Below are 25,545 nucleotides of genomic sequence, written 5' to 3'. Positions count from 1 at the left end.
ATCAGCTCTGGCTCTGACTCTGCCCCTGGTTCGCGACCGTCACCTTGACGGTAAGAGTTTCGCCCGGCGTGCCGATCCGCATGCCTGAAACCGGTGCTGCGTCGCGGTAGCAGAGGCCGGTCGCGACGCGGACGTAGCGGGCATCGGGGCAGACGTCGTTGGCCGGATCGAAGCCGACCCAGCCGAGGCCGGGAATATGCGCCTCGGCCCAGGCATGGGTGGCTGCCTGCTCGTTCTTGCCTTCCATCATCAGATAGCCGGAGACGTAGCGGGCAGGGATCTGCAATGCACGGGCGCCGGCGAGGAAGATGTGAGCATGGTCCTGGCAGACGCCACTCGTGGCTTCCAGTGCCTGCTCCGCCGTCGTCTCTGTATTGCTGGTGCCCGGCTTGTATTCCACGGCCTCATGGATCGCTTTCATCAGCGCATGCATCCTGCTGAGTTCATTGTCACCGGAAATACGGCGCAACAATTCCTTGGTCAGCTTGCCCGCCTTGGTGCGCGGCGATTCCCGCAGGAAAAGCCAGAGCGGGCTGAAGCCCTGATGCAGGCCGACGACGCCGTTGAGATCCTGGGTCTCGACTTCGCCTGACGCGATGATCTTCGTTGCGTCCTGCTGCCCGTCGAGGGAAACAAGGGTGGCGCGATTGCCGAATTGGTCGTCATATTCGACCTCGGGCTTCGCGCCTTCGACAGTCAGTTTCCAGTCGATGACCGTCTGACCGACGTCCGTCAATGGTGTCAGGTGCAGCCGCTGCAGGGAAAACTGCGCCGGCTCGTCGTAGCGATATTCCGTGATATGGCTGATCGTCAGTCTCATGATATCGCCCGCCTATTCGTAGAATCGGTAGCCGTCGGAGATCTCGGCGCCCAATTGGTTGTTGCGCGCAACGAAATCTTCGAGGAACTCATGCAGGCCCTGGTCCATGATGCGCTTGATCGTCAGCTTTTGCAGCGACTGACGGATGGCTTCCGCGGTATCGTGCGCCAGCAGCCGTTTTTCATATTCGGCGCTGAGATAACCCATGTTGCTGACGATCTTGTCATAGCAATAGGCAAGTGAGCGGGGCATCTGGCCGTTGAGGATCAGAAAGTGGGCAATGTTGGCCGGCTTGTATTCCGGATCGTAGGCCCATTTATACGCCCGGTGCGCCGAGACCGATCTGAGGATCGATTCCCATTGGGCATTGTCGAGCGAGGAGCCGACATGAGAGACGGATGGCAACAGGACATAGTATTTCACATCGAGAATGCGGGCCGTGTTGTCGGCGCGCTCGATGAAGGTGCCGATGCGGGCAAAGTTATAAAGCTCGTTGCGCAGCATCGAGCCGTGGAAGGCGCCGCGGATCAAGCCGGCGCGCTGCTTGATGACGTCGATCGTCTCGGGCAGTTCGGCCGTCTTCAGCTTCCGGCCAAGCAGGGCCTTCAGCTCGATCCAGCATTCATTGGTCGCTTCCCAGGTGTCGCGCGTCAGCGCCGTGCGCACCATGCGGGCATTGTTGCGGCCATATTCAATGCAGGACATGACGCTCGAGGGATTGGAACGATCGCGCATCAGATAATCGATCGCGTCGGCGCCGGTCAGTTTGTTATGCACTTCATTGTAGGCCTCGCGCACGCCGGCGCTTTGCAGGACGCCGTCCCAGTCGTCATCGGCAGCATCGCTGCGGGTCAGCGACATGCGCTGGCCGGCATCGACTAGGCGCGCTATGTTTTCGGCGCGCTCGATGTAACGGAACATCCAGTAGAGGCCATTCGCGGTTCTTCCCAGCATGTCCGATCAGTCCTCCAGAACCCAGGTGTCTTTGGTGCCGCCGCCCTGGCTGGAGTTGACCACCAGCGAGCCTTCCTTCAGCGCCACGCGGGTGAGCCCGCCGGGGATGATCCGCACCTTGTCGGAGACGAGGACATAGGGCCGCAGGTCGACGTGCCGCGGGGCAATGCCCTTGTTGACGAGGATCGGCACAGTCGAGAGCGAAAGGGTTGGTTGCGCGATGTAGTTGTTCGGCTTGCTCCTGAGTTTTTCGGCAAAGGCCGCCCGCTCTTTCTTCGTCGCCGTCGGTCCGACGAGCATGCCATAGCCGCCGGAGCCGTGGACTTCCTTGACGACGAGATCGGCAAGATTATCGAGCACATATTGCAGGCTATCGGGCTCCGAACAGCGCCATGTCGGCACGTTCTCCAGGATCGGTTTGCGGCCGGTATAGAATTCGACGATCTCCGGCATGTAGGAATAGATCGCCTTGTCGTCGGAAATGCCGGTGCCGGGCGCATTGGCGATGGTGATGTTGCCGGCGCGGTAGACATCCATGATGCCGGGGATGCCGAGGGCGGAATCCGGACGGAAGGTGAGGGGGTCGAGGAAATCGTCGTCGACGCGGCGATAAAGCACGTCGATCGCCTCGTAACCGCGCGTCGTGCGCATCTTCACCTTGCCGTCGATGACGCGCAGATCGGAGCCTTCCACCAGCTCCACGCCCATCATGTCGGCGAGGAAGGAGTGCTCGTAATAGGCGGAATTGTAGATGCCGGGCGTCAACACGGCGACGCGCGGCTTGCCGCTGCAGCCGGGAGGCGCAAGAGAGGCCAGGCTCTGGCGCAGCAGCAGCGGGTAGTCCTCGACGCGCTGCACCTTGTTCTGGTGAAACAGCTCGGGGAACATCTGCATCATCGTTTCGCGGTTTTCCAGCATGTAGCTGACGCCGGAAGGCGTGCGGGCATTGTCCTCAAGCACGTAGAACTGGTCTTCGCCGGTGCGGACGATATCGGTGCCGACGATATGGGTGTAGACGCCACCCGGCGGGCGGAAGCCGATCATTTCAGGCAGGAAAGCCACGTTCTTCTCGATCAGCTCGCGCGGGATGCGGCCGGCGCGGATGATTTCCTGTTTGTGGTAGATATCGTCGAGGAAGGCGTTGAGGGCGATGACCCGCTGCTCGATGCCCTGGGCGAGCTTGCGCCATTCGCGGCCTGATATGATGCGGGGGATGATATCGAAGGGGATGAGCTTTTCGGAGGAGTCTGCGTGTCCGTAGACCGCAAAGGTAATGCCCGTCTTTCGGAAGATGGTTTCCGCATCGCGGGATTTGGCAATGAGGTGGCCCCTGTCCTGGCCTGAGTACCACTCGAAATATTTCTCGTAAGGCGCGCGCGGACTTTCATCCGCAGTCATCATTTCATCAAATGCCAAAGGTGCGGTCCCCGTGTTTTTATCCATTTGAATACAACGGTTTTTACAATGCAAGAACTATGCGCAGTTGCCGTCGCGAATTTCGCAATATCAAAAAATGAGGGATTTACAGGCAGTTAAGAATAAGGTGGCCATCGTCTGCCGGGTCTTGTCGCAATCTGCGGATCAAAATTTGAGCATCTGCTTCTTTCGCGGACTGAACGCACGGGTGGCGGCCGAGATTTCTGAAACGAGGACGGCGGTTCACCGGAGGTGAAGAAAAATTGATTGCTGTTTTCAGCGGATCGATTTTGACCGCTCTACCGCCATCGGCTATCAGCCCTCAACCCTTCGCGCGGCACCCTGAGTCGACCAGGATTCCGGATCTCAAGCGCCAAATATATCGGTCCGATTCCCATGTCTCTCGATAAACTTGCGCCGGCAATTTTTGTCCTTCTCTGGTCCACCGGCTGGATCGTCGCCAAATATGCCTCGTTGCATGCAGGCCCTTTCACCTTCCTGATGATCCGTTACAGTCTGTCGGCGCTTGCCTTCGTGCTGCTTTGTTCGATCGCGGGCGCCCGATGGCCGCGCAACTGGACGAGCGTGTTTCGCGCCATCTATTCCGGCATTTTCCTCCACGGCATTTATCTGGGCGGTCTCTGGTGGGCGATTGCCGAGGGCGTGCCGGCCGGTATTTCCGGCATCATTGCGGCGCTGCAGCCGCTGATGACCGCTATGGCCGCGCCGCTTATCGTCGGCGAGCGGCTGCGGCCGATCCAGAAAGCCGGCCTGCTGCTCGGCTTCCTCGGCATTGCTATCGCGATCTCGCCAAAGCTCCTGGCGATGGATACGGCTAATCTCTGGCAGTCTTCCGTTCCGTTGATCGTCAATCTGCTGGCGATGGTGTCGGTAACTTACGGCACGCTCTATCAGAAGCGTCATCTGCAGACCGGCGACCTCAGAACCATCGCGACCTTGCAATATGTCGGCGCGCTGATCGTCACCGTGCCGCTCGCCTTCATTTTCGAAGGCTTGCGCTTCGATGGCACGCACGAGGCGATCCTGGCAATGTTCTGGTCTGTCTTCGGCCTGTCGATGGGCGCAGTTGGCCTGCTGCTCTATCTCATCCGCCGCGGACAGGTATCGCGCGCCGCATCGCTGATCTACCTGATGCCCCCCGCCGTCGCCACCGAGGCCGCGATCGCCTTCGGCGAGCCCCTGACGCTGCCGATCATCGTTGGTACGGTGATCGTGGTGATTGGGGTTTACCTCACCAACCGGCGCGCGGCGGATGCCGTGCCGGAATAGGTTAGCAGCATTCTTAAAAGAAAGGGGGCCAACCAGCCCCCTTCATTCATTCAGGCACGTTCGCGGCGCTGGCCGCCATTGCTGGGGCCACGGCGGCGCATGCGGCCGTTGCCGCCATTGCGCTGTTCGCCCTGGGCGCCACGCTCGTCATTGTGGCGGCCCGCAGGGCGGCCATGGGAATGACGCTGGCCGCGATGGCCCCCGCCCTCATGTGCGGCACCGTTGCCGCTGGACTGGCCGTTGTGCTGCTTGCGAGCGGGGCGGAAATCCGAGGTGGAGGCGAGGTCGTTATCGATCTCCGGACGCGGCGTCGGTTCGTTGCGGCGCTGGCCACGGAAATCGGCGTTGCGATTGTTTTCGCGCTGCGGGCGATCGTTGCGCGGGCGGCGATCCTGGCGCTCGCCAGCCTCACCACGAGCCTCGCCGTTTTCCCTGTCGAAGAACGGACGGCGGGCCGGGCGTTGCGGGCGTCCTTCGCCGCGCTCGCGTCCCTGGCCATTCTGCCCTCTGCCTTGATTGCCATTACCTTGGCCACCACGGCCCTTGCCGCGAACGGGGCGGCCGCGATCGGCCGGTGCTTCACCGCTGGCAACGGCGATCTCGATGCCCATCAGGCGCTCGATGTCGCGCAGCAGGCGGATTTCATCCGGAGCGCAGAAGGCGATAGCAATGCCGTCGCGGCCGGCGCGGGCGGTGCGGCCGATGCGGTGAACATAGGCATCCGGAACTTCCGGCAGGTCGTAGTTGTAGACGTGCGAGACGCCGGGGATATCGATGCCGCGCGCCGCAACATCGGTTGCAACGAGAACGCGGACATCGCCATCACGGAAGCCCTTGAGCGCGCGTTCGCGCTGGCCCTGGCTCTTGTTGCCGTGGATGGAGGCAGCGGCAAAACCGACGTGATCGAGGTGCTTCATCAACTTCTCGGCGCCATGCTTGGTGCGCAGGAACACGATGGCGCGGCCATCCGGATTGGCAGAGATGGTTTCCTTGAGGATTTCGGTCTTGTGGTTCTGGCCGGCAACGAAGTGGACATATTGCTCGACCTTGTCGGCCGCCTTGCCCGGAGGCGAGACTTCGACCTTGACCGGATTGGTTAGATAGTCGGAGGCGAGATCGGCGATCGCCTTCGGCATGGTGGCCGAAAACAGCAGGGTCTGGCGCTTGGCCGGAACAAGCTTGGCTATCTTGCGCAAGTCGTGGATGAAGCCGAGATCGAGCATCTGGTCGGCCTCGTCGAGGACGAGATGGGTGACATGGCCGAGCGAGAGGGCGCGGCGATTGATGAGATCGAGGAGACGCCCCGGTGTCGCGACGAGAATGTCGGTGCCGCGCTCGAGCTGAAGCTGCTGCTTGTTAATCGACGCGCCGCCGACCACCAGGTTGATGCGCAGCGGCGACTTACGGACGAAGAGCTTGAGGTTGTCCGCGATCTGGTTCACCAGCTCACGGGTCGGAGCGAGGATCAGCGTGCGGACGGTGCGATTGTCCGGGCGCTTGGCTTCCTTCAGCAGCATTTCGATGATCGGTAGGCCGAATGCGGCCGTCTTGCCGGTGCCGGTCTGGGCGAGGCCGATGAGATCACGGCCCTGGAGAACGAGCGGGATGGCCTGAGCCTGGATGGGCGTCGGCGTCGCGAAGTTGTTCTGCGACAGTGTATCGACGATCTGCTTGGAGAGACCAAGCGAGTGAAAATCGGTCAATTCAATACCTTTCGGGGCGCCAAAGCAAATAGGCCGGATCGCACCATGCGGTCCGGTCTGTCTCTGGCGTCAAGAACCCCGCGTGAAGTGGGAACTTGTAAGTTGGAAATAGCTTTCCAGCGCATCTGGCCGCAGCGCCTGGCGCGGCCTTATTCATAAAAGCGCTTTTGTCCTTCTCTTGCGTACAGATTGTCCCGCAGGGCACGCTCACGCGGCGGCCGGAAGGTGAAAGCTGAGGCGCATTTGGTCTTAAACGCGGACAATGTCAAGAGGTGTGAACGAAAGCTTTTCAACAGGCGGACGAAAATGCCGCCGGAATCCGGCGGCATTGGGTGGACAGATAAGAAAATCATCAGCAGCTTCGTGCCTCAGCGGCAGACTTCGACGCGGTAGGGCCGGCCCCACCCGTCGTGACGCCATGCCCAGTAGCAGCTGGGATAGCGGCGCATATAGACCCGCTCGTAGACAGGGCCGTCGTAATAGGCAGGATACGCCGGATAGTAGGCCGGATAAGCGGGTCGCGCGGCGCCGGCTACCAAGGCGCCGCCGACGACACCGGCGGCAAGGCTGCCGAAGAAGGCGCCGCGGTCGGAGGCGCTGGCAGTGGTGGTGGTTACGGCGGCGGCGCTGCCAAGCGTCAGCGCGATCAAACCGGCCGTCGTAAATGTGCGAAGCACAGACATTGACATCCCTTTCCAAAACACAGGCCGGCTCTCAGCCGAAGCCGAGTTAGACGTTGTTTGGGAAAGGGGGCGAAGTCGCGGCTAAAAAGCGGGTCGCGATATTAAATTTCGTTCATAATTTGAGGGCTAAAAACCTTTATTTTCAATCAGAAATCGGTGGGGACTCCACCCTCTGCCTTGCGCCGGGCGACAAAGGCGTCGAGCTCTTCCTCGATTGCCGCATCAAGCGGCGGGCGTTCATAACGCGCCAGCGTTTCCTTATAGACGCGGTTGGCGTGATCGTAAGTTGTGGGCCGCCCAGCTTCCGCCCAGGTTTCGTTGTTTCGCCAATCCGACAGGATCGGCGAGTAGAAGGCGGTTTCGTAGCGGGCGAGCGTGTGCGCCGTGCCGAAATAGTGGCCGCCGGGACCGACATCGCGCACGGCATCCAGCGCCAGGGCGTCGGCGCTGACATCGAGCGGCTTCAGGAATTCCGCGACCATCTGCAGCATGTCGACATCGAGGATGAACTTTTCGAAGGATGCGGTCAGCCCGCCCTCGCTCCAGCCGGCCGCATGCAGCACGAAATTGCCGCCACCCTGCGTCAGTGCCCATAGGGACAGCGCCGATTCGTAGGCGGCCTGCGCATCGAGCGTATTCGAAGCGTTCGTGTTTGAGGTGCGGTAGGGGATGCCGTAGCGGCGGGCGAGCTGGCCGCCTGCAATGACCGCCTTCATATATTCCGGCGTGCCGAAGGCGGGCGCACCCGTCTTCATGTCGACATTGGAGGTGAAGCCGCCATACATGACCGGCGCGCCCCTGCGCACCATCTGGGTGAAGGCGATGCCGCAGAGCGCTTCGGCGTTCTGCTGCACCAGAGCGCCGGCGATCGTCACCGGCGCCATGGCGCCCGCCAGCGTGAACGGTGTGACGACCACGACCTGGCCGCGCGAGGACATTTCGATGATGCCCTGCAGCATCGGCCCGTCGAGACGAAGCGGCGAGGAGGAGTTGATGATGGTGAAGAGCGAGGGTTCGCGTTCCATCTGTTCCATGCTGATGCCGCGCCCGATGCGGGCGATCTCGATCGCGTCGAGATTGCGCTGCTTGCCAAGCGAATAGCAGTGGAAGGCCTTGTCGGTGAGCTTTATGATATCGGAGAGGCAGTCGAGATGGCGCACCGAGGCATGGATGTCGATGGGTTCGACCGGATAGCCGCCGGTCATATGGATGACGTCGAAGGACTGGGCGAGCTTGATGAGCTTGCGGAAATCTTCCTGATTGCCGGCTCTCCTGCCGCCTTCGCGATCGGCGACGAAGGGGGCCGAGGCAACCTGCGCGAAGACGAGATTGCGGCCACCAATCTCCACGTTTCTGATCGGATTGCGGGCATGCAGGGTGAAGGTCGAGGGAACGGACGCGATCAGCTCCATGATCATGTTACGGTCGAAGCGCACGCGTTCCTTGCCGGGCGTGACGTCGGCGCCGGCGGCCCTCATGCGCTCGCGCGCCTCCGGCAGGATGATGTCCATGCCGATCTCTTCGAGGATGGTTAGGGATGCCTCGTGAATATCGTCGAGCGCTTCGGGCGACAGCAGTTCCGTGTGAGCGAGATTGTTGACGAGGTTGAGATATTTCGTGCCGCTCGGCTTGCGGCCGCGTTCGGCGCCGCGTCCTCCGGCCCGCCGCCGCCGTTCGCCCGTCGCCGTTGCGATCTGCGCTTCGTTCAAGGTCAGGCTTTCTTCGTCGCTCATGGCGCTCGCTCCCAATGATCCATCGACGGATTCTTGGCAGAGTTTCCTTCGGTGTGCCGCCGTCGTTTGCGACCAAGGCATGACCGTTATAGAACAGTCCATGGTCTGAACGCGACGTCGGCGCGACGGTCAACATGGTTAAGGCTTTGTTAAAGCCATTTGTGCTAGAGCGTCGTTTCATGAACTATCATGCGCGGTGAAAAGAGAGGCTCCGTTTGACCGTGGACGGTGAACTGCTCGACATAGTGTGCCGTCGGATCGCCAGTCTGGACAGGCCCGCCTACATCAAGAACAGCGAGCTTCGTTATGTTGCCGTCAACGATGCCTATGCGCGGTTTTTCGGGCGCGATATTTCCGATTTCATCGGCAATCGCAGCCGTGATCTTCTCGATGCGGGCGAGAGCGCCGACAGGGAAGACAGGGAGCGCCGCGCATTGGTCTTCGGTTCGGAAGAGGTGGCACTCTGCTTCGACGCATCGGGCCGTGAGCGTTCGCGCATCCAGATCGAGAGTTTTTCCCCTTCGGAAGACCGCGTCTATATTTTCGGCATGTTTCTCGAAGCGCCTGCCAGAGGATTGCATCAGGATCTCGACAATATTCTTCGCTCGATGCCGATCGGCGTCCTGATCCACGACAGCGGCTACGTTGTCGAATATGTGAATGACGCCTTCTATGACATTTTCGAATTCTCGAAGGATGAGCGCTTCGAAGGGCGCCCCTATCGGGATCTCATCGCCAAGCACTATGAACTGGCGCGCTTCGGCTCGGACGATCGTAGCGTCGACGACATCTATCAGGCGCGCCTGGCAGCACTGCGCAAGGCGGGCGGGCATCTGCAGACAGAAGTGAATTTTGCCGACGGCAAATCCGTCATCATCGATGCGCGCCGCATTGCCAATGGGCGGACGCTGATGTCCTACACGGATGTTTCCGCCGTCAAACAGCAATTCCGTGAGATCACCGAGGCCAGGCTGGCGTTGGAGCGCCTGGGCGAGCTGATGGCCGACGCCATGAAGGCCATGTCCCAAGGCCTGCTGATCGTTCAGGACGGTACGATCATGCTGGCCAACGACCGGCTCAAGGACATGCTGAAGCTGCCGGCCGAACTTCTGGAGGTCGGCAAAGACTGGTCTGCGGCGTTCGATTATTGTGCGCAACGCGGCGACTTCGGCGAGGATGCCGAGGCTGTGCGGGCATCTTGGGGGGAAAGCGTCGTTGCCGGCAAGCCGATCTCCTGCGTCTTCCAGATCAAGGGCGATCGCTGGATGCAGCTAGACGCCGCCATTGGCGAGCATCGCCGCTGGACCGTGGCCCTGACCGATGTCACCGAGATGAAGGGACGCGAGGCGGATTTGCAGCTGCTCCTGGCGCGCAGCAATGCCGCGGACCGGGCGAAATCCGAATTCCTGACCCATATGAGCCATGAAATCCGCACGCCGATGAACGGCGTTCTTGGCATGGCGGAGTTGCTTGGCAAGACCGATCTCGATGCGCGGCAGAAGACTTTCGTCGATATCATCGTCAAGTCGGGCAATGCGCTACTGACCATCATCAACGACATTCTCGACTTTTCCCGCATCGATACCGGCGAAATGCATCTGCGCAAGATGGCATTCGATCCCGCCGAGGCTGTCGAAGACGTTGCGACCTTGCTGGCAGCTGCCGCGTCGGAAAAGAATATCGAGCTGATGGTGCGCATCGCTCCCGGCGTGCCGGCGGCGGTACTCGGCGATGCCGGCCGTTTTCGACAGATCGTGACCAATCTCGTCGGCAATGCGATCAAGTTCACCGAGCGCGGTCATGTGCTGGTGGAGCTGGACAGCCAGCCGGCACCAGATGACAATATATTGCTGATGCTGCGGATCGAAGACACCGGGATCGGCATTCCCAAAGAAAAGCTCGATACGATCTTCGACAAATTCTCGCTGGCGGATTCGTCCTTTGCGCGGCGGCTTGAAGGTTCGGGTCTTGGTCTCGCTATTACTGCCGGCCTCGTCGATCTTTTCGGCGGTTCGCTGTCGGTGGAGAGCGAATGGGGCAGGGGATCGGTTTTCACCGTCCATCTAGCGGTGCCGCTGGTCGCGCCGCGCGGCAAAATCGCCGAGCTGCCGGCCAATGTGAGGGATGCCCGAGTTCTGATCGTGGAAGACGATGCTATCCATCGGCGCATCTTGACCGAACAGTTGCTGCAATGGGGCTTCGACGGGCATGTCGCCGAAGATGGCAGGACCGCGCTCGCCATTCTGAATGCTGCTTTCGATATGGGTGTATCGGTCGATGCGATCATCGTCGACTACAGCATGCCCGGCATGAACGGCTATCAGATCGCGAGCGCATTGCGCGCCGATCCGCGTTTCGAGGCACTTCCCATCGTGTTTCTCACGTCGATGGGCGTCGCGGGCAGCGATAAGGAGTTTGTCGCCGTCAATGGTCAGGCGCATCTCATGAAGCCCGTGCGGGCCAATGTGTTGCGCAGCACGATCATCGATGTTGTCCGTACATCGCGGCGGAAGAAAATGGCCGGACAATCGGGATCCGCGGAGCTGCCGCTACCGGTGGCGACCGAGGCGGCAGCAGCAATTGAGGCGGTCGATCAGATGGTATCCGCCGAAGCCGGCAATGCCATCGACGTCCTCGTGGCCGAGGATAACGAGGTGAACCAGATCGTCTTCACGCAGATCCTGCAGGCGACCGCCCTACGATTCCTCGTTGTGGAGAATGGCCAGGCGGCCGTGGACGCATGGCGCCAGCTACGGCCGTCGCTGATCCTCATGGATGTGTCCATGCCGGTCATGAATGGTCATCAGGCGACCCGCATGATCCGGCAGTTCGAGGCCCAGGCCGGGGAGGGTTGGCATGTGCCCATCGTCGGGGTGACGGCGCAGGCGCTGGATGTCGATCGCATCATGTGCACGCGCTCTGGCATGGACGATTGCATGTCCAAGCCGATCAGCCCCGAACTTCTCGAAACGAAGATCCGGCGCTATCTGGGCGATACCGCTCTCGTGGCCGATCGCTCGAAGAACTAGGGTCCAATCCAGACCCATACGCGTGACTGGCTGCCAACCGTCGCGGCGATCAGCCATCGGTGGAAACGGTAACGGTTTTCCAAGCTTCGATCTCCTGCTTGAGACGCTCGATCCTGTCCGTCACGAGTGCAAGGGCATCGCTGCCAAGCAGGAGCTGCGGCGGAGGGGCGTCGGATTCGATCAGGTCCAGAACGGCCGTCGCAAGCTTGTCCGGATTGCCAAGTTGCTTGCCGCTTTTGGATTGCCGCGCCTGCCGGATCGGATCGAACAATGCGTCATAATCCGCGATCGATCGTTCGGTTCGGACCATCGAGCGCCCGGCCCAGTCGGTCCGGAAGGAGCCGGGGCAAAGGGCGGTCACCCGAACGCCGAATGGCGCCATCTCCGCTCGCATGACCTCCGAGATGCCCTGAAGCGCGAATTTGCTTCCGCAATAATAAGCGATGCCGGGCATGGTGATCATGCCGCCCATGGAGGTGACGTTGACGATGAAGCCGCTGCGCCTTTGGCGGAAGCGCGGCAGGAAGGCTTTTGCGACCGCAACGGCGCCGAAAACATTCACGTCGAACTGGCGGCGCATTTCCTCGATAGGCGACTCTTCAAGAATTCCCTCGTGGCCGTAGCCGGCATTGTTGATCAGCACGTCGACAGGTCCATGATCTTCTTCCGCCTGTCGAACGACGTCGGCTATCCGGTCGAACTCCGTTACATCGCATAGGACGGATCGCACTGCCGGCAAGCGCTCCGCCAGGCCTGCCCGCGACTGTTCCGAGCGGACGGTGCCAATAACCTTATGGCCCTTCCGGATCGCGGCGGCTGCGATTGCAAAACCGAAGCCGGAATTCGTTCCGGTGATGAAAAAAGTCTTCTGTGACATGATCGATATCTCGTCTTGATTGCTCGATAGTCATGACTGATAATCTTCGAAATCATCCCCGGCGATTGCAAAAATTATGAATATCTTGCCAAATCCTATGAACCACACCGACAAGGGGTCAAAGCGCCGGGAATTGGTGGAACTGGCGGGCCTTCTTGCTCCCAGCCAGGGATACAATTCAACGGCGCTTGCCGGTGTCCGCATTCTCAGGACCGAAGCGGTCCTTCACGACGTCCCGGTGCTCTACAAGCCGGGCGCGGTTTTCGTCCTGCAAGGCCAAAAGCAGGGCATGCTGGACGGTGAGATCTATCTTTACAATGAGGAGCATTATCTGGCCGTATCGGTGCCCGTTCCGTTCCGGATGGAATCCTCAGCCAGCTCAGAACGCCCTTTGCTTGCCGTTTATCTCGAGTTCGACATGCTTCTTGCTGCCGAGATCGCCTCTGAGGTGGGGGCGAGACAGCCGGAGCCAAGGGCCGGCAAAGTGAGAAGCCTGATATCGAGCAGGATGGAGCCGATGATCGAAGATGTCGTGCTGCGCCTGCTGCGGGCACTGCGTGATCCTGTCGAGCTTGCGGTTTTGGGAGCAGGCATCCTGCGCGAGCTGCATTACCGGGTTCTCGTTGGCCCGCAGGGCGGAGCGGTGATCTCAGCTCTTCGACAGCAGGGCTTGTCCGGGAAGATCGTGCGAAGCCTGGCGCGATTACGTGAAACCTACAATTCCGAAATTTCAGTTGCCGCGCTGGCGCGTGAGGCGGGGATGAGCGTTCCCTCCTACCACGTCCATTTCAAAGCCCTAACGGGCAGCACTCCTATCCAATATGTAAAGGCGCTGCGGCTTCACGAGGCACGGTTGATGATTGCGCGTCAAAGAGGGACGATTGCGGAGGTGGCGGCATCGGTCGGCTATGCCAGTGCCGCCCATTTCAGCCGGGATTTCAAACGGTACTTCCGGCGGACGGCCTCGGAAGAGGCCAAGTGGGTTCGCCAGCATCTTGGCGAGCTCATTTGAGCCCTCGCGATGGTTGCCGCCTGACCCGGCACATCAGCTCCGGCTTCAGGCCGGCTTTATGCCGCAGAGCATTTCGCGCTTGCCGGCAAAGCCCTTGCGCCGTTCCACGATAAATCCCGCCGCCTGCAGGTTTCGCCTCACGAAGCCGGCGGCCGCGTAAGTGGCGAAGGTGCCGTTCGGAACCGTCTTGTCGTGGAGTGCCTGCATCAGTTCCGGTGACCACATGTCGGCATTGCGGGAGGGTGCGAAACCGTCGAGATACCAGGCATCAAAGCCCTGTTCGGCGCGGCTGACACCTTCGAGAGCCGGGCCGCAGACGACGCTGAGGCGCGTATTTGCATCTAGCCTCAGCGATACGACACCCTCGGGATGGCTCGGCCAAGTCGCGACAAGCGCCTGTCGCTCGCTGTCAATTTCAAGCCAGTGCGACAGCGCGCGGTCGATTTCATCGGCCCGCATGGGATAGAGTTCGAAGGACATGAAGTGCAGGGTCGAAGCCGAAACGGCCGACTCTCGCCATCGGCGCCAGGTCTCGCAGAAATTCAGGCCGGTGCCGAAGCCGAGTTCGCCGACGAGGAAATCCTGCCGTCCCTGCCAGCGGGCAGGCAGTCCATTGCCGGCCAGGAAGACATGGCCGCATTCCAGCCGGCCGTCCGTCTGGCAATAAAAATGGTCGCCAAATGCGGTCGAATAGGGCATATCGCCGTCGCGCCATTCGAGCTCCGGGCTTGCCGCATTGGTTTCGGACGCCTCGGTCCGATCGGAAACTGGATCTGTCATGGAAAGAGCCGATAATCCTCCAAGCCGCGCCGGTCAATCGTCCGTCGATCTGCTGATTGTTGGGGGCGGGATCATGGGGCTATGGGCCGCCGTTCATGCCGAGCGTCTTGGTATCCGGACATTGCTTGTCGAAGGCGGCCGCTTTGGGCAAGGGGCGAGCGGCGGTCTGCTCGGCGCGCTGATGCCGCACATGCCGGACAAATGGTCGGACAAGAAGCAGTTTCAGTTCGACGCGCTTGTCGCGCTGGAAGAGGAAATTGCTGTCATGGAGGCGGAGACCGGGCTTTCAGCCGGTTATCGCCGCGCGGGCCGGTTGATTCCGCTGCCGAAGCCGCATTTGAGGCAGATCGCCCTTGGCCATTCCCAAGATGCGGAGGTGCATTGGCGGCATCGGGATCGGCAGTTTCATTGGCACGTGCTCGATGCGGCGCCCGTCGAAGGCTGGATCGAGCCGTCCCTTGCCGAAAGCGGATTTGTCCACGATACCCTGGCGGCCCGCGTCGCGCCGAGGGCCCTGCTGGAGGTGCTTTGCAGGTCTCTGGCTGGGGCAGGGGATGTCCGGCTCGCCGAGGGCGTTGCCGTCGGCAGCATCGATCCGGACAAGGGGCTGGCACGCACGAATCAAGGCGACATCCGCTTCGGGCACTGCATTCTTGCCGCCGGCTACCGTTCGTTCCCCATTCTTGACGCGCTGACGGACAATCGCAAAGCCTCGCTCGGTCAGCCGGTCAAGGGGCAGGCGGCGATGCTGAAGGCGGATATCGACGGTGGCATGCCGGTTATCTTTCGGGATGGTCTCTACATCGTGCCGCATGAGAATGGATTGGTTGCGGTCGGCAGCACGAGCGAGAACCGATTTGACGATCCCTTATCGACGGACGGGCAGCTCGATGATCTGCTCGACGCGGCGCGCGCCATGGCGCCGGTACTCGCCGGCGCGGAAGTCGTTGAGCGTTGGGCGGGCCTACGTCCGAAGGCCGTGGATCGTGATCCGATGGTGGGCGCGCATCCCGATCATCCCTCGCTGATTGCCCTGACCGGTGGCTTCAAGGTGAGTTTTGGTTTGGCGCATCGACTGGCGGAGGCGGCCGTGCGTGAGGCGGTGGGCGTCCCCGGTCGCTTCGACTTGCCGCAGAGTTTCACTTTAGCAAGTCATATTTCAGTCATATAACATAAAAGGTGAGTTCAGACCTCTTCCGGGTCGTCAATCTGTCACGCAAATCACCTATCTCCTTGGCCATCGGTGCCGGTTCCATCTGCCTGATGTCACGCCCTGGAGGAGATTTCATGCGCTATGCCATTTGCTTCACGCCGTCTGCGAGCGATCCGCTGACGCTTGTGGCGGCGAATTGGCTCGGCCGCAACGTCTATTCCGGCGAGATGGTGGACCCGCCGGCAGTCCGTGGACTTGGTATCCATGAAATCGCCTTCTACACCGCAGTCCCGCGCCGCTATGGCTTCATGGGAATGCTCAAGGCGCCGTTCCGGCTGGCCGAAGACATGACCGAGGCAGGGCTGCTGCGCGACCTGATGCGGTTCTCCGGCACGGTGGCGCCCTTCGAAATACCGAGGCTGGAGGTCGCGCGGCTCGGCGGTGCGCTGGGCCTCGTTCCCTCCGCACCAAGCCAGCAGATGCATTTTCTGGCGGCATCGCTGGTGCAGACCTTCGATCAATACCGGGCTCCTTTGAGCGAAGCGGAAATAGAGCGCATCGATCCGGACGGCCTGTCGGCGACGCAATTCGCCAATCTGCATCGCTGGGGCCATCCGCATGTCATGGACGAATTCCGCTTCCAGATGATGCTGACGGGTACGGTAAGCCCCGGCGACATGGCGCGCATCGAGCGCGCGCTGCGCGATTTCTTCGAGCCTGCCTTGGCTGCGCCCATCCCCGTTTCCAATATCGCGCTCATGATGGAAGAAGGCGCTGGCGGTCCTTTTCGGGTGCACTCGCTGCATCCGATGGGAAAGGTCAGCGCCCGCAAGATCGCCTAGATTAGCGAATGGCGTTCACGCCAATACCTCGCTTTGAAGCGAAAGTGATTTTCCCATTTTCCGTCTCGACTTTCGCGGCGCGGATGCTACCGTTCCGCGATCAGAGAAGGTGCTTCAATGTCGGAAATCTATCCCCGTAATCTCATCGGCTACGGCCGCAACACGCCTGATCCCAAATGGCCGGGTGACGCCCGCATCGCGGTGCAGTTCGTGATCAACTATGAAGAGGGCGGGGAAAGCTGCATTCTCGACGGCGATCCCGGATCGGAAAACCTGCTGTCCGAGATCGTCGGCGCAGCCTCCTGGCCGAACCAGCGCAATCTCAACATGGAATCGATCTACGAATATGGTGCGCGCGCCGGCTTCTGGCGGCTGTGGCGCATGTTCACCGAACTCAAGGTTCAGGCGACCGTCTATGGCGTAACGCTTGCGATGGCGCGCAATCCGGAAGCGGTTGCCGCCATGAAGGAAGCGGGCTGGGAGATTGCGAGCCATGGTTACCGCTGGCTGGAATACAAGGATTTTTCCGAGGATCTCGAGCGCAAGCATATCCTCGAGGCCGTGCGGCTGCATACCGAGCTTACCGGTGAGCGGCCTTACGGCCTGTATCAAGGCAAGCCCTCGGACAATACGCTACGGCTCGTCATGGAGGAGGGAGGCTTCCTCTATTCCTCCGATTCCTACGCCGACGATCTGCCTTTCTGGGTCGATGGTCTGAACGGCAAGCCGTTCCTGATCATCCCCTATACGCTTGAGACCAACGACATGCGCTTTGCGACGCCGCAGGGCTTCAATTCCGGCGATCAGTTCTTCACCTATCTCAAGGATGCCTTCGACACGCTCTATGAAGAGGGCAAGCAGGGCAGTCCCAAGATGATGTCCGTGGGCTTGCATTGCCGTCTCGTCGGCCGCCCCGGCCGCGCCGCGGCGCTGCGTCGGTTCATCGAATATGTGCAGAAGCATGACAAGGTCTGGATTCCAAGGCGCATTGAAATCGCCAACCACTGGTATGAGAATCATCTTCCCGGGGGCGCGCGCTAACATGATCTCGCGGGATGATTTTGTTAGCCGCTTCGGCGGCGTCTTCGAACATTCGCCCTTCGTTGCCGAACGCGCCTACGATCAGGGCGCCATTGCTGAGCCGTTGACCTCCGGCGGCGTGCATGCCGCGCTGGTGCGGGCCTTCCGCGCAGCCAACGAGGCGGAACGACTTGGCGTGCTGCGGGCGCACCCCGATCTTGCCGGGCGCCTTGCGATTGCCGGCCAGCTGACCGAGGATAGCCGCAAGGAGCAGGCCGGTGCCGGGCTCGATCGGCTGAGCCCGGAGGAGCACGCCCGGTTCACCGAACTCAACGCCGCCTATGTGACGAAATTCGGCTTTCCCTTCATCATCGCGGTCAAGGGACTCGGCAAGGACGATATTCTCGCCGCCTTCGAAACGCGGATAAACAATGGCAGGGATGCGGAGTTAGCGACTGCGGCGGCGCAGGTCGAAAAGATCGCTCTGCTGCGGCTACAATCCATGCTGCCGGAAGCCTGACGCTCGGCCTCTGGGCTGCATCCTTGCTGCGTCTGTCCCTGCGCGGGTTTTCCCGTTGATGTATGCGCTGTTTTTCGGTTCACTCATGGCCTAGTATCCCCCGGCGGGATACTGAGCCATGGGGCCACGGAAAGAATTGGACAGAGATAGAAGCGGACGGATGATTGGTGACGCCAAGAGGCGCGTCATCGTAACGGAAACGGGTGTTGCCGGCGAAAGGAAGCCGGCATGAGCGTGGATCGGCTGATTACCTACCTTGAACGCATGCAGCAGGCTGCATCCGAAACCGGTCCTTTCCTCCGGGAAATTGATCAAGCGGTGTTCTCCACGAATGTTGAGAAGCAACGTGCCGTCGGCATGAATCTCATGCTGATCGGCGAGGTGGCCGCGCGCATTGCCGAGGATTATCCCGAGTTTGTCGTTGACCATCCCGACCTGCCTTGGCATGTGATGGGCGACTTCCGGAATCGGATCACGCAAGGGTACTTCGACATCGAGCCGGCGACCCTGTGGGATATCGCTCACAAATCTCTTCCGGAGTTGCTCCTGCAACTGGACTCTATTCGCCACTGGCGAGCGGAAGGCGAATAATCATTCAATGACACAGCATCTCGATATCAATCCTTTGACAAGGGCCGCATTCGCGCCGTTCGGCGATGTCATCGAGGCCGATCCGGCAACCATGCGATTCATCAACGGCGGTACGACCGAGCGCTTCCATGCCTTGTCCCGCGCCGAGGCTATCGGAGAGGGCGCGCGGGTCATCCTGAACCTCTTTCGCGGCCAGCCGCGTGCCTTTCCCTTCTCGATCGACATGATGGAGCGCCATCCCTTCGGCAGCCAATGTTTCGTGCCGTTGAACGGCCGGCCGTTCCTCGTCGTTGTCGCAGAGGATGAGAACGGCAAGCCCGGCAGACCGCAAGTCTTCCTGGCGCGGGGCGACCAAGGCGTGAACTATCGGGTCAATGTCTGGCATTATCCGCTGATGGCACTCGACGAGCCGAGCGATTTCCTTATCGTGGATCGCGATGGGCCTGGAAACAATCTGGAAGAGCACTTCTTCGACACGCCCTTCATCATCGGAGCACCGACGCTATGACGGGACTGACCACTCATGTACTCGATACCGCTCTGGGCAAGCCGGCCGAAGGTCTGGTGATCGATCTCTTCAGGATCGAAGGCGATGCCCGCAGGCATGTGAAGACGGTCACGACCAACTCGGACGGCCGCGTGGATGGCGGTCCAATCCTCGTCGGCGAAAGCTTCGTCGCAGGTACCTATGAATTGCTGTTTCGGGCCGGGGACTATCTGCGCGCCAGCGGCACCAAGCTGCCGGAGCCGGCTTTTCTCGATCTCGTACCCATCCGCTTCGGCATTGCGGATACGACGGCGCATTACCACGTGCCGCTGCTGATCTCGCCCTACGGCTATTCCACCTATCGCGGGAGCTGAGATTTGCGGTTTACCAGAATGAGGCCTATCTCTGCCACACGACCTCGGCTACCGCGAGGAGTGGGCGAGTGACCTGGCGACAGCTTGGCTGCGTTGGGTTGTTCCTTGACTTCAAGTTGGACTTGTACCATTTATTGTACAAGTGTAGGCACAGGAGCATAACATGCGAACGGTCATGTTTTCAGCAGCCCGAAATGAACTTGCTAGCTTGCTTGATGAAGTCGCGCAGGATCGTGTCGCCGTGGAAATTGTTCGTCGTGATAAGCCATCAGCCATTCTGATCGACAAGGAAGAATATGAAGGAATCATCGAGACGCTTCATGTCCTGTCGACACCGTCAAATGCGGCGAGATTGATGGAAGCGATCACCGACGCAAACGAGGGAAAGAACCTCGTTTCTCACGATTTGCTCGATCCGAAGTAAGCTCGTCATGTTGCTTGCCTGGCACGCACATGCTTGGGAAGACTATCTATATTGGCAGGAACGAGACCGTAAAATAGCCGTTCGAATCAACGACCTTTTACGGGACGCGCTACGCCACCCTTTTGAGGGACTCGGCAAACCAGAGCCCCTGCGCAATCAACTCAAAGGGCAATGGTCACGTCGCATCACGCAAGAGCATCGGCTGATTTACAAAGTTGAAGGTGAAGGCGATCGGCAAACCCTTATAGTTTTGCAATGTCGCTTCCACTACTAAATTCAGCAAGAATCGACCGATCCACCGCGTTGATATCCCGCTTGCCGCAAAGGGCCATGGAAATATCCAGTTCCTTGCGGATGATCTCGAGCGCGAGCGTTACTCCTTCCTTGCCCATGGCGCCGAGGCCGTAGAGAAAGGGGCGGCCGATGAAGGTGCCTTTGGCGCCGAGCGCGATGGCCTTGAGCACATCCTGGCCTGAACGGATGCCGCCATCCATATGGACCTCGATCCTGTCGCCGACGGCATCGACGATCCGCGGCAGCATGCTGATGGAGGAATGGGCGCCGTCGAGCTGCCGGCCGCCATGATTGGAGACGATGATGGCGTCTGCGCCGGTATCGACGGCCGCCTTGGCATCTTCGACGTCGAGAATGCCCTTGATGACCAGCGGGCCGCCCCATTGCTCCTTGATCCAGGCGACATCGCTCCAGGAAAGCTTGGGGTCGAACTGCGAATGTGTCCAGTGCGACAGCGTCGTCATGTCGGAAATATCCTTGGCATGGCCGATGATATTGCCGAAGGAATGCCGCTTGGTCTTCAGCATGTTCATGCACCAGCCGGGCCGGGTTGCCATCTGCCACAGGTTCTTTATCGTCATTTTCGGCGGTGCCGAAAGCCCGTTGCGAATGTCGTTGTGGCGTTGGCCGAGGATCTGCAGGTCGGCCGTCAGCACCAGCGCCGAGCATTTCGCCGCCTTGGCGCGATGGATCAGGTTCAGGACGAAATCGCGGTCCTTCATCACGTAGAGCTGGAACCAGAAGGGCTGCTTCGTCACCGAGGCGATGTCCTCGATCGAGCAGATACTCATCGTCGAGAGCGTGAAGGGGATGCCGAATTCCTCCGCCGCCCGCGCCGCCAGCATCTCGCCATCGGCGTGCTGCATGCCGGTGAGGCCGGTGGGCGCGAGCGCCACCGGCATCGAGGCCTTCTGGCCGACCATGGTGGTTGCAAGCGATCGGTCGGACATGTCGACGAAGACGCGCTGGCGCAGCTTGATCTTGGCGAAATCAGCCTCGTTTGCGCGATAGGTTGATTCCGTCCAGGAGCCGGAATCGGCATATTGGAAGAACATTTTCGGCACGCGCCGCTGCGCAAGCGTCTTCAGTTCAGCGATGGTAAGCGGCGCGGTCATGGCTATCTGCCCTCTGAAAGATTATCGTGCGGCGGGTTCGGATTGCCTCATTGCAGGATCGATTTCATCGGCTTTCCGGCAACATAGGTTTCGACGACGGCGCGATCGTCGCCCATCGTCTGCAGCAGGAACAGCTCTTCGGTGAGGCTTTTCGTCACCTCCATCTTCAGCGCCATGGCCGGCGTTGCGGCGGCGTTAAGGACGATAAGATCGGCTTCGGTGCCGGCATCGAGCGTGCCGATCTTGTCGACGAGGGAAAGGGCCTCAGCATTCCCTCGGGTCATGTAATAATAGCTTTCCAGCGGATTCAGGCGTTCGCCGAGCAGCTGCTGGATCTTGTAGGCCTCATCCATGGTGCGCAGCATGGAATAGCTGGAGCCGCCGCCGATATCGGTGGCGACGCCGATGCGAACGGGCTTCTCGCGGCGCGCCAGCGCCTTCAGCGGGAAGAGACCGGAGCCGAGAAAGAGGTTCGAGGTCGGGCAGTGGACGGCGACCGCGCCGGCTTCGCTCATGGCATCGGCCTCACGATCGGAAAGGTGGATCGCATGGCCGAACAGGCTCTTTGGGCCAAGCAGCCCGTAGCGGGCATAGATATCGGTATAGTCGATCGCGTCCGGATAGAGCTCGCAGGTGAACTTGATCTCGTCATCGTTCTCGGAAAGATGCGTCTGAATGTGCAGCTCTGGGAATTCGCGGGCAAGCGCGGCGGTCGCCTCCATCTGCGCCGGCGTCGAGGTGATGGCAAAGCGCGGCGTGATGGCAACGTGGTTGCGGCCCTTGCCGTGCCAGTCGGCGATGACCTGCCGGGTCTCGTCATAGCCCATCTCGGGCGTATCGAGCAGACCCTGCGGGGCGTTGCGATCCATCATCACCTTGCCGCCGACCACGCGCATGTTGCGGCGCATGGCTTCGGCAAAATAGGCGTCGGCGGAGGTCTTGTGAACCGAGCAATAGGCTACCGCCGTCGTCGTACCGTGGCGGATCATCTCGTCGTAGAAATGCCTGGCGATACGCTGCGCATGCGCGCTTTCCACGAAGCGGCATTCCTCGGGGAAAGTATAGGTGTTCAGCCATTCCAGGAGATTGGCGGCGTAAGAGGCGATGACCTGCATCTGAGGGAAATGCAGGTGCATGTCGATGAAGCCGGGCAGGATCAGATGCGGCCGATGGTCGATTTCGGTTGCACCTTTCGGCGCCTGCGCCTTGATATCGGCATAGGGGCCGGTCGCGACGATCAGGCCGTTTTCGACCAGCAGACCGCCATCGCTTTCATAGGCGTAGCTGTTGGTATCATCGAGGCCTTGCGGCAGGCGCTTGAAGGAAAGCAGGCGGCCGCGCAGAAGGGTAGTCATTGGCTCTTTTCTCCGATGGAGCTTTCGAACCAGGCAACCAGCAGCTTGCGTTCCTCCGGCGTGACGTCGGTGACGTTGCCGGGCGGCATGGCATGGCTGCGGCCCGCCTGGATATAGATCTCCCGGGCATGCATAGCGATTTCCGCGTCATTTTCCAGCGTTACACCCTTCGGCGGGCGGACAATCCCCTCATAGAGGGGTTCGGACGCATGGCACATGGAGCACCGCGCCGAGATCATCTGCTTGACCGCCGGAAAATGCGCATCGGAGGCGAATTGCTGGAAGGCAGGCGAGACAGCGTTGGCTTCTTTTTCGCCGGTCAGCACCTTTGGAACGGTCGAAAGCCACATGATGACGATGAAGAGGACGACTGTGACGATCCAGGTCCAGGTCGGGCGGCCTTTGCGCGCATGCGTCGTGTTGAACCAGTGACGGATGGTGACGCCCATCAGGAACACCAGCGCTGCAATAATCCAGTTGAACTGCGTGCCGAAGGCCAGCGGATAGTGGTTCGACAGCATGAAGAAGATGACGGGCAGCGTCAGGTAGTTGTTGTGCAGGGAGCGCTGCTTGGCGATGCGGCCGTATTTCGGGTCGGGCGTGCGGCCGGCAATGAGATCGGCGACGACGATCTTCTGGTTGGGGATGATGATCATGAAGACGTTGGCCGACATGATCGTTGCGGTGAAGGCGCCGAGATGCAGGAAGGCGGCGCGGCCGGTGAAGAGATGCGTGTAGCCCCAAGCCATGAAGACCAGGACCGCGTAAAGCACGATCATCAATCCCCAGGTATTGCTGCCGAGCGGCGACTTGCAGAGCAGGTCATAGATGATCCAGCCGCCAGCGAGCGAGGCGAGCGAAATCAGGATCGCGACGGGAACGCTGACATCGAGCACGTGCCGATCTATCAGGAAGAGGTTGGCGCCGCCGTAATAGACGATGCACAGCATCAGAAAGCCGGAAAGCCAGGTGAAATAGCTCTCGTATTTGAACCAGGTCAGGTGCTCCGGCATCTGCGCGGGGGCGACGAGATATTTCTGAATATGATAGAAGCCGCCGCCGTGAACCTGCCATTCCTCGCCATGGGCGCCGGGCGGCAGATGCGGGCGCTTCACCAGTCCGAGATCGAGCGCGATGAAGTAGAAAGACGAACCGATCCAGGCAATGGCGGTTATGACGTGGAACCAGCGGGCGGCAAAGGCCAGCCATTCCCACGTTATGGCGTATTCATACATTCAGTTCCCCTTTTCTTCCTCCGACTCGGTACCTTGCAGAATGTTGAGAGCGGATGGAAGAGGGGTGTTTGATGTGCCGGTAAAAAGCCGCGGTCTTGTCTAGCGCCGAGGGCGCATTAGATCAGATTATGGCAGTTTTTTAATAAAATGCCCTTGGCTGCTTGGAGCGGGCCGTGTCCGCGGCAGCCGTCTATTTTTTCGACGGAGAATTGCCCATGCGTGGTATTCTGACGTTCGTATTTTTTCTCCTCTCCGCAGCCTTCGCCCTGGCGCACGAGGCGCCCTCCGGCTGGTCCTACGACCCGTATTGTTGCAATGGCGACAGCAAGACGGGCGATTGCGAGATGATTCCCTCACGTACGGTCACCATTGTACCCGGCGGCTACCGAGTGACGCTCAATCCCGGCGATCATCGCTACATAACGCACGCACATATCTTTAATCTGCCGCAGCAGAAAACGATGCGTTCGCCCGATGGAGCTTATCATCTCTGTCTGTTCCCGGACGAGAATACACCGCGTTGCTTTTATGCACCCGACATGGATTATTGAGCGCTATTCCAGCGGCATGCCGAATTCGCAGAGGAGCCAGTCCCTGAAGGCGCGGATTCGCGGCGTATGACGCCTGTTTTCCGGATAGGCGATCCAGTAGTCGGTGTTGTCGGATGAGAGAATATCGAAGGGCTGGATGAGCCGGCCGGACGCCAGGTCATCCGCATAGAATTCCGGGGTCAGGATGGCGACGCCCTGACCGGCCAATGCCGCGCTCGCCTCGAAGGACTGGGCGCCGAGCCTGCTGCGCGGCCGGCCCTGAAGACCGGGGTCGGGAACGCCGGCTTCCCTAAACCATTGGGCCCACCAGGGGTCGCCTGCGTCGATGATGCGGAGCTTCAGGAGGTCTGCCGGCTCATGTATGCCGCCGATGGTGTCAGCGAGCGCGGGACTCAGCATCGGCGTAAAATAGACCTTCATCAGCAGGTGCGCGCGCAGACCCGGCCATTGGCCACGGCCCGCGCGGATGGCGATGTCGGAGCCCTCCCGGGCGAAGTCGATGATCGAGGCCGAAGTGTCCAGCCGGACGGCGATATTGGGATGCTTCAGCTGAAAGGAACCGATATGACGGGCCAACCACTGAGAGGCGAAGGTTGGAGTGGAATGGATGCATAGCGTCGTTTCGGATTCGCCGCTGATCGAGGTCATGGCCTCCTGCAGCATGGCAAAGGCTTCCGCCACTTTGGGTGCAAGCTGTTCTCCGGCCTTGGTCAACAGGATCTGCCGCGGGCGACGCAGGAATAGCGGTTCGCCCACGGTCTCCTCCAGCAATTTTATCTGATAGCTGACCGCCGTCTGCGTCATGCCAAGCTCTTCGCCGGCGCGTGTGAAACTGCCGTGCCGCGCGGCAGCCTCAAAAACGCGGAGCGCATTCAGCGGAAAGCGTTTGGAGAGCTTCATGGATAAGTTCTCTTTATGTATGCAGACGATAGTTCGATTGGAATTTCAGCATTTTCCGCGACAGACTGCAATTCACATCATTGATCGGACTGAGGTGTTATCATGGATTGCTATGTCGTGGAGGAGGTGGAAACCGCAAGGCCAAGGATTCTGGCTCGTCTTGTGGAATCGTTGGCGCAGGCCTTCGGCAAGCACGCTGAGCCGTCGCCGCATCTCGATCTCGACGAGATGCCGGACCGGCTGAAGCGGGACCTTGGATTTCTGGATGGGCGTGAGCCGCGTTATGATGACAGCCGACCGCTGTAGGTGGCAGAGGCAGTCGAAAAGTTGGTTATGAGTCGAGACCATGGGTTTGTGGGGAGGGGGTGCCCGCCAAGACTACGAAAA

The 25,545-nt window shown here is 60.4% G+C and carries 26 protein-coding genes; 14 read left to right on the top strand and 12 right to left on the bottom strand.

The genetic code is table 11. The features are described from left to right. Position 1: 1 nt before the first annotated feature. Genes C7U61_RS13335 through C7U61_RS13325 form a run of 3 tightly spaced genes read right to left on the bottom strand, consistent with a single transcriptional unit; the run spans position 2 to position 3,190 of the window. Positions 2-820, bottom strand: coding sequence for a transglutaminase family protein (locus tag C7U61_RS13335; protein ID WP_106998527.1), 819 nt, complete (start codon positions 818-820; stop codon positions 2-4). Positions 821-832: 12 nt separating this feature from the next. Beyond that, complete coding sequence (locus tag C7U61_RS13330) at positions 833-1,774, bottom strand: alpha-E domain-containing protein (protein ID WP_106998526.1); 942 nt, start codon at positions 1,772-1,774, stop codon at positions 833-835. Between the two features lie 6 nt (positions 1,775-1,780). Then, positions 1,781-3,190, bottom strand: coding sequence for a circularly permuted type 2 ATP-grasp protein (locus C7U61_RS13325; RefSeq protein WP_106998525.1), 1,410 nt, complete (start codon positions 3,188-3,190; stop codon positions 1,781-1,783). A gap of 396 nt (positions 3,191-3,586) precedes the next feature. Between C7U61_RS13325 and C7U61_RS13320 the strand changes: the two genes are divergently transcribed. Then, complete coding sequence (locus C7U61_RS13320) at positions 3,587-4,480, top strand: DMT family transporter (RefSeq protein WP_106998524.1); 894 nt, start codon at positions 3,587-3,589, stop codon at positions 4,478-4,480. A gap of 50 nt (positions 4,481-4,530) precedes the next feature. Here C7U61_RS13320 and C7U61_RS13315 read toward each other — a convergent pair whose 3' ends face one another. From C7U61_RS13315 to C7U61_RS13305, 3 genes are all read right to left on the bottom strand, one after another. Beyond that, positions 4,531-6,183: a DEAD/DEAH box helicase gene (locus C7U61_RS13315; protein ID WP_106998523.1), complete on the bottom strand. Its 1,653-nt coding sequence runs from the start codon at positions 6,181-6,183 to the stop codon at positions 4,531-4,533. A 368-nt stretch (positions 6,184-6,551) separates the two neighbouring features. Further along, the gene (locus C7U61_RS13310; RefSeq protein ID WP_106998522.1) at positions 6,552-6,866 is read right to left on the bottom strand and encodes a hypothetical protein; all 315 of its coding nucleotides are present in this window, start codon (positions 6,864-6,866) and stop codon (positions 6,552-6,554) included. A gap of 146 nt (positions 6,867-7,012) precedes the next feature. Further along, the gene (locus tag C7U61_RS13305) at positions 7,013-8,599 is read right to left on the bottom strand and encodes a trimethylamine methyltransferase family protein (protein WP_106998521.1); all 1,587 of its coding nucleotides are present in this window, start codon (positions 8,597-8,599) and stop codon (positions 7,013-7,015) included. Positions 8,600-8,814: 215 nt separating this feature from the next. Between C7U61_RS13305 and C7U61_RS13300 the strand changes: the two genes are divergently transcribed. After that, positions 8,815-11,628: a response regulator gene (locus tag C7U61_RS13300; protein WP_106998520.1), complete on the top strand. Its 2,814-nt coding sequence runs from the start codon at positions 8,815-8,817 to the stop codon at positions 11,626-11,628. A 49-nt stretch (positions 11,629-11,677) separates the two neighbouring features. On the opposite strand, the gene C7U61_RS13295 is transcribed toward C7U61_RS13300, so the two are convergent. Beyond that, positions 11,678-12,505, bottom strand: coding sequence for an oxidoreductase (locus C7U61_RS13295; RefSeq protein WP_106998519.1), 828 nt, complete (start codon positions 12,503-12,505; stop codon positions 11,678-11,680). An 82-nt stretch (positions 12,506-12,587) separates the two neighbouring features. On the opposite strand from C7U61_RS13295, the gene C7U61_RS13290 reads away from it, so the two are divergent. Further along, a complete protein-coding gene (locus C7U61_RS13290) occupies positions 12,588-13,517 on the top strand; it encodes an AraC family transcriptional regulator (protein ID WP_106999095.1) in 930 nt (309 codons plus the stop codon). Between the two features lie 45 nt (positions 13,518-13,562). Here C7U61_RS13290 and mnmD read toward each other — a convergent pair whose 3' ends face one another. After that, positions 13,563-14,297 (bottom strand): tRNA (5-methylaminomethyl-2-thiouridine)(34)-methyltransferase MnmD, encoded by a 735-nt coding sequence (gene mnmD / locus C7U61_RS13285; RefSeq protein WP_106998518.1) that lies wholly within the window; start codon positions 14,295-14,297, stop codon positions 13,563-13,565. Between mnmD and C7U61_RS13280 the strand changes: the two genes are divergently transcribed. From C7U61_RS13280 to C7U61_RS13240, 9 genes are all read left to right on the top strand, one after another. Continuing rightward, positions 14,296-15,468, top strand: a complete 1,173-nt coding sequence (locus tag C7U61_RS13280; RefSeq protein WP_106998517.1) for an FAD-binding oxidoreductase — start codon at positions 14,296-14,298, stop codon at positions 15,466-15,468. The genes mnmD and C7U61_RS13280 overlap by 2 nt on opposite strands. Positions 15,469-15,584: 116 nt before the next feature. Continuing rightward, positions 15,585-16,292 (top strand): DUF1045 domain-containing protein, encoded by a 708-nt coding sequence (locus C7U61_RS13275; protein ID WP_106998516.1) that lies wholly within the window; start codon positions 15,585-15,587, stop codon positions 16,290-16,292. Positions 16,293-16,409: 117 nt separating this feature from the next. Next, complete coding sequence (gene puuE, locus C7U61_RS13270) at positions 16,410-17,333, top strand: allantoinase PuuE (RefSeq protein ID WP_106998515.1); 924 nt, start codon at positions 16,410-16,412, stop codon at positions 17,331-17,333. Position 17,334: 1 nt separating this feature from the next. Beyond that, positions 17,335-17,832 carry a 2-oxo-4-hydroxy-4-carboxy-5-ureidoimidazoline decarboxylase gene (uraD, locus tag C7U61_RS13265; RefSeq protein ID WP_106998514.1) on the top strand — a complete coding sequence of 166 codons (498 nt, stop codon included), beginning with the start codon at positions 17,335-17,337 and terminating at the stop codon, positions 17,830-17,832. 228 nt (positions 17,833-18,060) lie between these two features. Then, positions 18,061-18,423 (top strand): HepT-like ribonuclease domain-containing protein, encoded by a 363-nt coding sequence (locus C7U61_RS13260; protein ID WP_106998513.1) that lies wholly within the window; start codon positions 18,061-18,063, stop codon positions 18,421-18,423. Between the two features lie 7 nt (positions 18,424-18,430). Beyond that, positions 18,431-18,931, top strand: a complete 501-nt coding sequence (locus C7U61_RS13255) for an ureidoglycolate lyase (protein WP_106998512.1) — start codon at positions 18,431-18,433, stop codon at positions 18,929-18,931. Beyond that, positions 18,928-19,284, top strand: a complete 357-nt coding sequence (gene uraH, locus C7U61_RS13250; protein ID WP_106998511.1) for a hydroxyisourate hydrolase — start codon at positions 18,928-18,930, stop codon at positions 19,282-19,284. Before C7U61_RS13255 ends, uraH begins: the two co-directional genes overlap by 4 nt. Positions 19,285-19,447: 163 nt before the next feature. Further along, positions 19,448-19,708, top strand: a complete 261-nt coding sequence (locus C7U61_RS13245) for a type II toxin-antitoxin system prevent-host-death family antitoxin (RefSeq protein ID WP_106998510.1) — start codon at positions 19,448-19,450, stop codon at positions 19,706-19,708. 7 nt (positions 19,709-19,715) lie between these two features. Then, positions 19,716-19,982 (top strand): Txe/YoeB family addiction module toxin, encoded by a 267-nt coding sequence (locus C7U61_RS13240; protein WP_106998509.1) that lies wholly within the window; start codon positions 19,716-19,718, stop codon positions 19,980-19,982. Here C7U61_RS13240 and C7U61_RS13235 read toward each other — a convergent pair. Genes C7U61_RS13235 through puuD form a run of 3 tightly spaced genes read right to left on the bottom strand, consistent with a single transcriptional unit; the run spans position 19,951 to position 23,707 of the window. Continuing rightward, entirely contained in the window at positions 19,951-21,117 is a 1,167-nt protein-coding gene (locus tag C7U61_RS13235) for an alpha-hydroxy acid oxidase (protein WP_106998508.1), read from the bottom strand. The genes C7U61_RS13240 and C7U61_RS13235 overlap by 32 nt on opposite strands. Before the next feature lie 47 nt (positions 21,118-21,164). Then, on the bottom strand, positions 21,165-22,472 hold the full coding sequence (guaD, locus tag C7U61_RS13230; RefSeq protein WP_106998507.1) for a guanine deaminase: 1,308 nt from the start codon (positions 22,470-22,472) through the stop codon (positions 21,165-21,167). Continuing rightward, positions 22,469-23,707: a urate hydroxylase PuuD gene (gene puuD / locus C7U61_RS13225; RefSeq protein ID WP_106998506.1), complete on the bottom strand. Its 1,239-nt coding sequence runs from the start codon at positions 23,705-23,707 to the stop codon at positions 22,469-22,471. Before puuD ends, guaD begins: the two co-directional genes overlap by 4 nt. Before the next feature lie 215 nt (positions 23,708-23,922). Here puuD and C7U61_RS13220 point away from each other — a divergent pair, with 215 nt between their 5' ends. Next, entirely contained in the window at positions 23,923-24,258 is a 336-nt protein-coding gene (locus tag C7U61_RS13220) for a hypothetical protein (RefSeq protein WP_069612748.1), read from the top strand. A 3-nt stretch (positions 24,259-24,261) separates the two neighbouring features. Here the strand turns inward: C7U61_RS13220 and C7U61_RS13215 are convergent, their stop codons facing one another. Continuing rightward, positions 24,262-25,158 (bottom strand): LysR substrate-binding domain-containing protein, encoded by an 897-nt coding sequence (locus tag C7U61_RS13215; RefSeq protein WP_106998505.1) that lies wholly within the window; start codon positions 25,156-25,158, stop codon positions 24,262-24,264. Positions 25,159-25,260: 102 nt separating this feature from the next. Here C7U61_RS13215 and C7U61_RS13210 point away from each other — a divergent pair, with 102 nt between their 5' ends. After that, positions 25,261-25,464 (top strand): hypothetical protein, encoded by a 204-nt coding sequence (locus tag C7U61_RS13210; protein WP_106998504.1) that lies wholly within the window; start codon positions 25,261-25,263, stop codon positions 25,462-25,464. The last annotated feature ends 81 nt before the right edge of the window (positions 25,465-25,545 follow it).

Source organism: Rhizobium sp. JAB6, assembly GCF_003024605.1.
Taxonomy (GTDB): Bacteria; Pseudomonadota; Alphaproteobacteria; order Rhizobiales; family Rhizobiaceae; genus Rhizobium.
This window is presented reverse-complemented; position numbering and strand designations above follow the sequence as displayed.

Bases quoted from the DNA above. Each gene is read 5' to 3' on its own strand.
- C7U61_RS13255 (WP_106998512.1), top strand. From the start codon at position 18,431: ATGACACAGCATCTCGATATCAATCCTTTGACAAGGGCCGCATTCGCG.
- guaD (WP_106998507.1), bottom strand. From the start codon at position 22,472: ATGACTACCCTTCTGCGCGGCCGCCTGCTTTCCTTCAAGCGCCTGCCG.
- C7U61_RS13235 (WP_106998508.1), bottom strand. From the start codon at position 21,117: ATGACCGCGCCGCTTACCATCGCTGAACTGAAGACGCTTGCGCAGCGG.
- C7U61_RS13275 (WP_106998516.1), top strand. From the start codon at position 15,585: ATGCGCTATGCCATTTGCTTCACGCCGTCTGCGAGCGATCCGCTGACG.
- C7U61_RS13245 (WP_106998510.1), top strand. From the start codon at position 19,448: ATGCGAACGGTCATGTTTTCAGCAGCCCGAAATGAACTTGCTAGCTTG.
- C7U61_RS13260 (WP_106998513.1), top strand. From the start codon at position 18,061: ATGAGCGTGGATCGGCTGATTACCTACCTTGAACGCATGCAGCAGGCT.
- C7U61_RS13210 (WP_106998504.1), top strand. From the start codon at position 25,261: ATGGATTGCTATGTCGTGGAGGAGGTGGAAACCGCAAGGCCAAGGATT.
- mnmD (WP_106998518.1), bottom strand. From the start codon at position 14,297: ATGACAGATCCAGTTTCCGATCGGACCGAGGCGTCCGAAACCAATGCG.
- uraD (WP_106998514.1), top strand. From the start codon at position 17,335: ATGATCTCGCGGGATGATTTTGTTAGCCGCTTCGGCGGCGTCTTCGAA.
- C7U61_RS13320 (WP_106998524.1), top strand. From the start codon at position 3,587: ATGTCTCTCGATAAACTTGCGCCGGCAATTTTTGTCCTTCTCTGGTCC.
- C7U61_RS13335 (WP_106998527.1), bottom strand. From the start codon at position 820: ATGAGACTGACGATCAGCCATATCACGGAATATCGCTACGACGAGCCG.
- C7U61_RS13305 (WP_106998521.1), bottom strand. From the start codon at position 8,599: ATGAGCGACGAAGAAAGCCTGACCTTGAACGAAGCGCAGATCGCAACG.
- C7U61_RS13215 (WP_106998505.1), bottom strand. From the start codon at position 25,158: ATGAAGCTCTCCAAACGCTTTCCGCTGAATGCGCTCCGCGTTTTTGAG.
- C7U61_RS13330 (WP_106998526.1), bottom strand. From the start codon at position 1,774: ATGCTGGGAAGAACCGCGAATGGCCTCTACTGGATGTTCCGTTACATC.
- uraH (WP_106998511.1), top strand. From the start codon at position 18,928: ATGACGGGACTGACCACTCATGTACTCGATACCGCTCTGGGCAAGCCG.
- C7U61_RS13240 (WP_106998509.1), top strand. From the start codon at position 19,716: ATGTTGCTTGCCTGGCACGCACATGCTTGGGAAGACTATCTATATTGG.
- C7U61_RS13280 (WP_106998517.1), top strand. From the start codon at position 14,296: ATGGAAAGAGCCGATAATCCTCCAAGCCGCGCCGGTCAATCGTCCGTC.
- C7U61_RS13295 (WP_106998519.1), bottom strand. From the start codon at position 12,505: ATGTCACAGAAGACTTTTTTCATCACCGGAACGAATTCCGGCTTCGGT.
- puuD (WP_106998506.1), bottom strand. From the start codon at position 23,707: ATGTATGAATACGCCATAACGTGGGAATGGCTGGCCTTTGCCGCCCGC.
- C7U61_RS13310 (WP_106998522.1), bottom strand. From the start codon at position 6,866: ATGTCTGTGCTTCGCACATTTACGACGGCCGGTTTGATCGCGCTGACG.
- puuE (WP_106998515.1), top strand. From the start codon at position 16,410: ATGTCGGAAATCTATCCCCGTAATCTCATCGGCTACGGCCGCAACACG.
- C7U61_RS13220 (WP_069612748.1), top strand. From the start codon at position 23,923: ATGCGTGGTATTCTGACGTTCGTATTTTTTCTCCTCTCCGCAGCCTTC.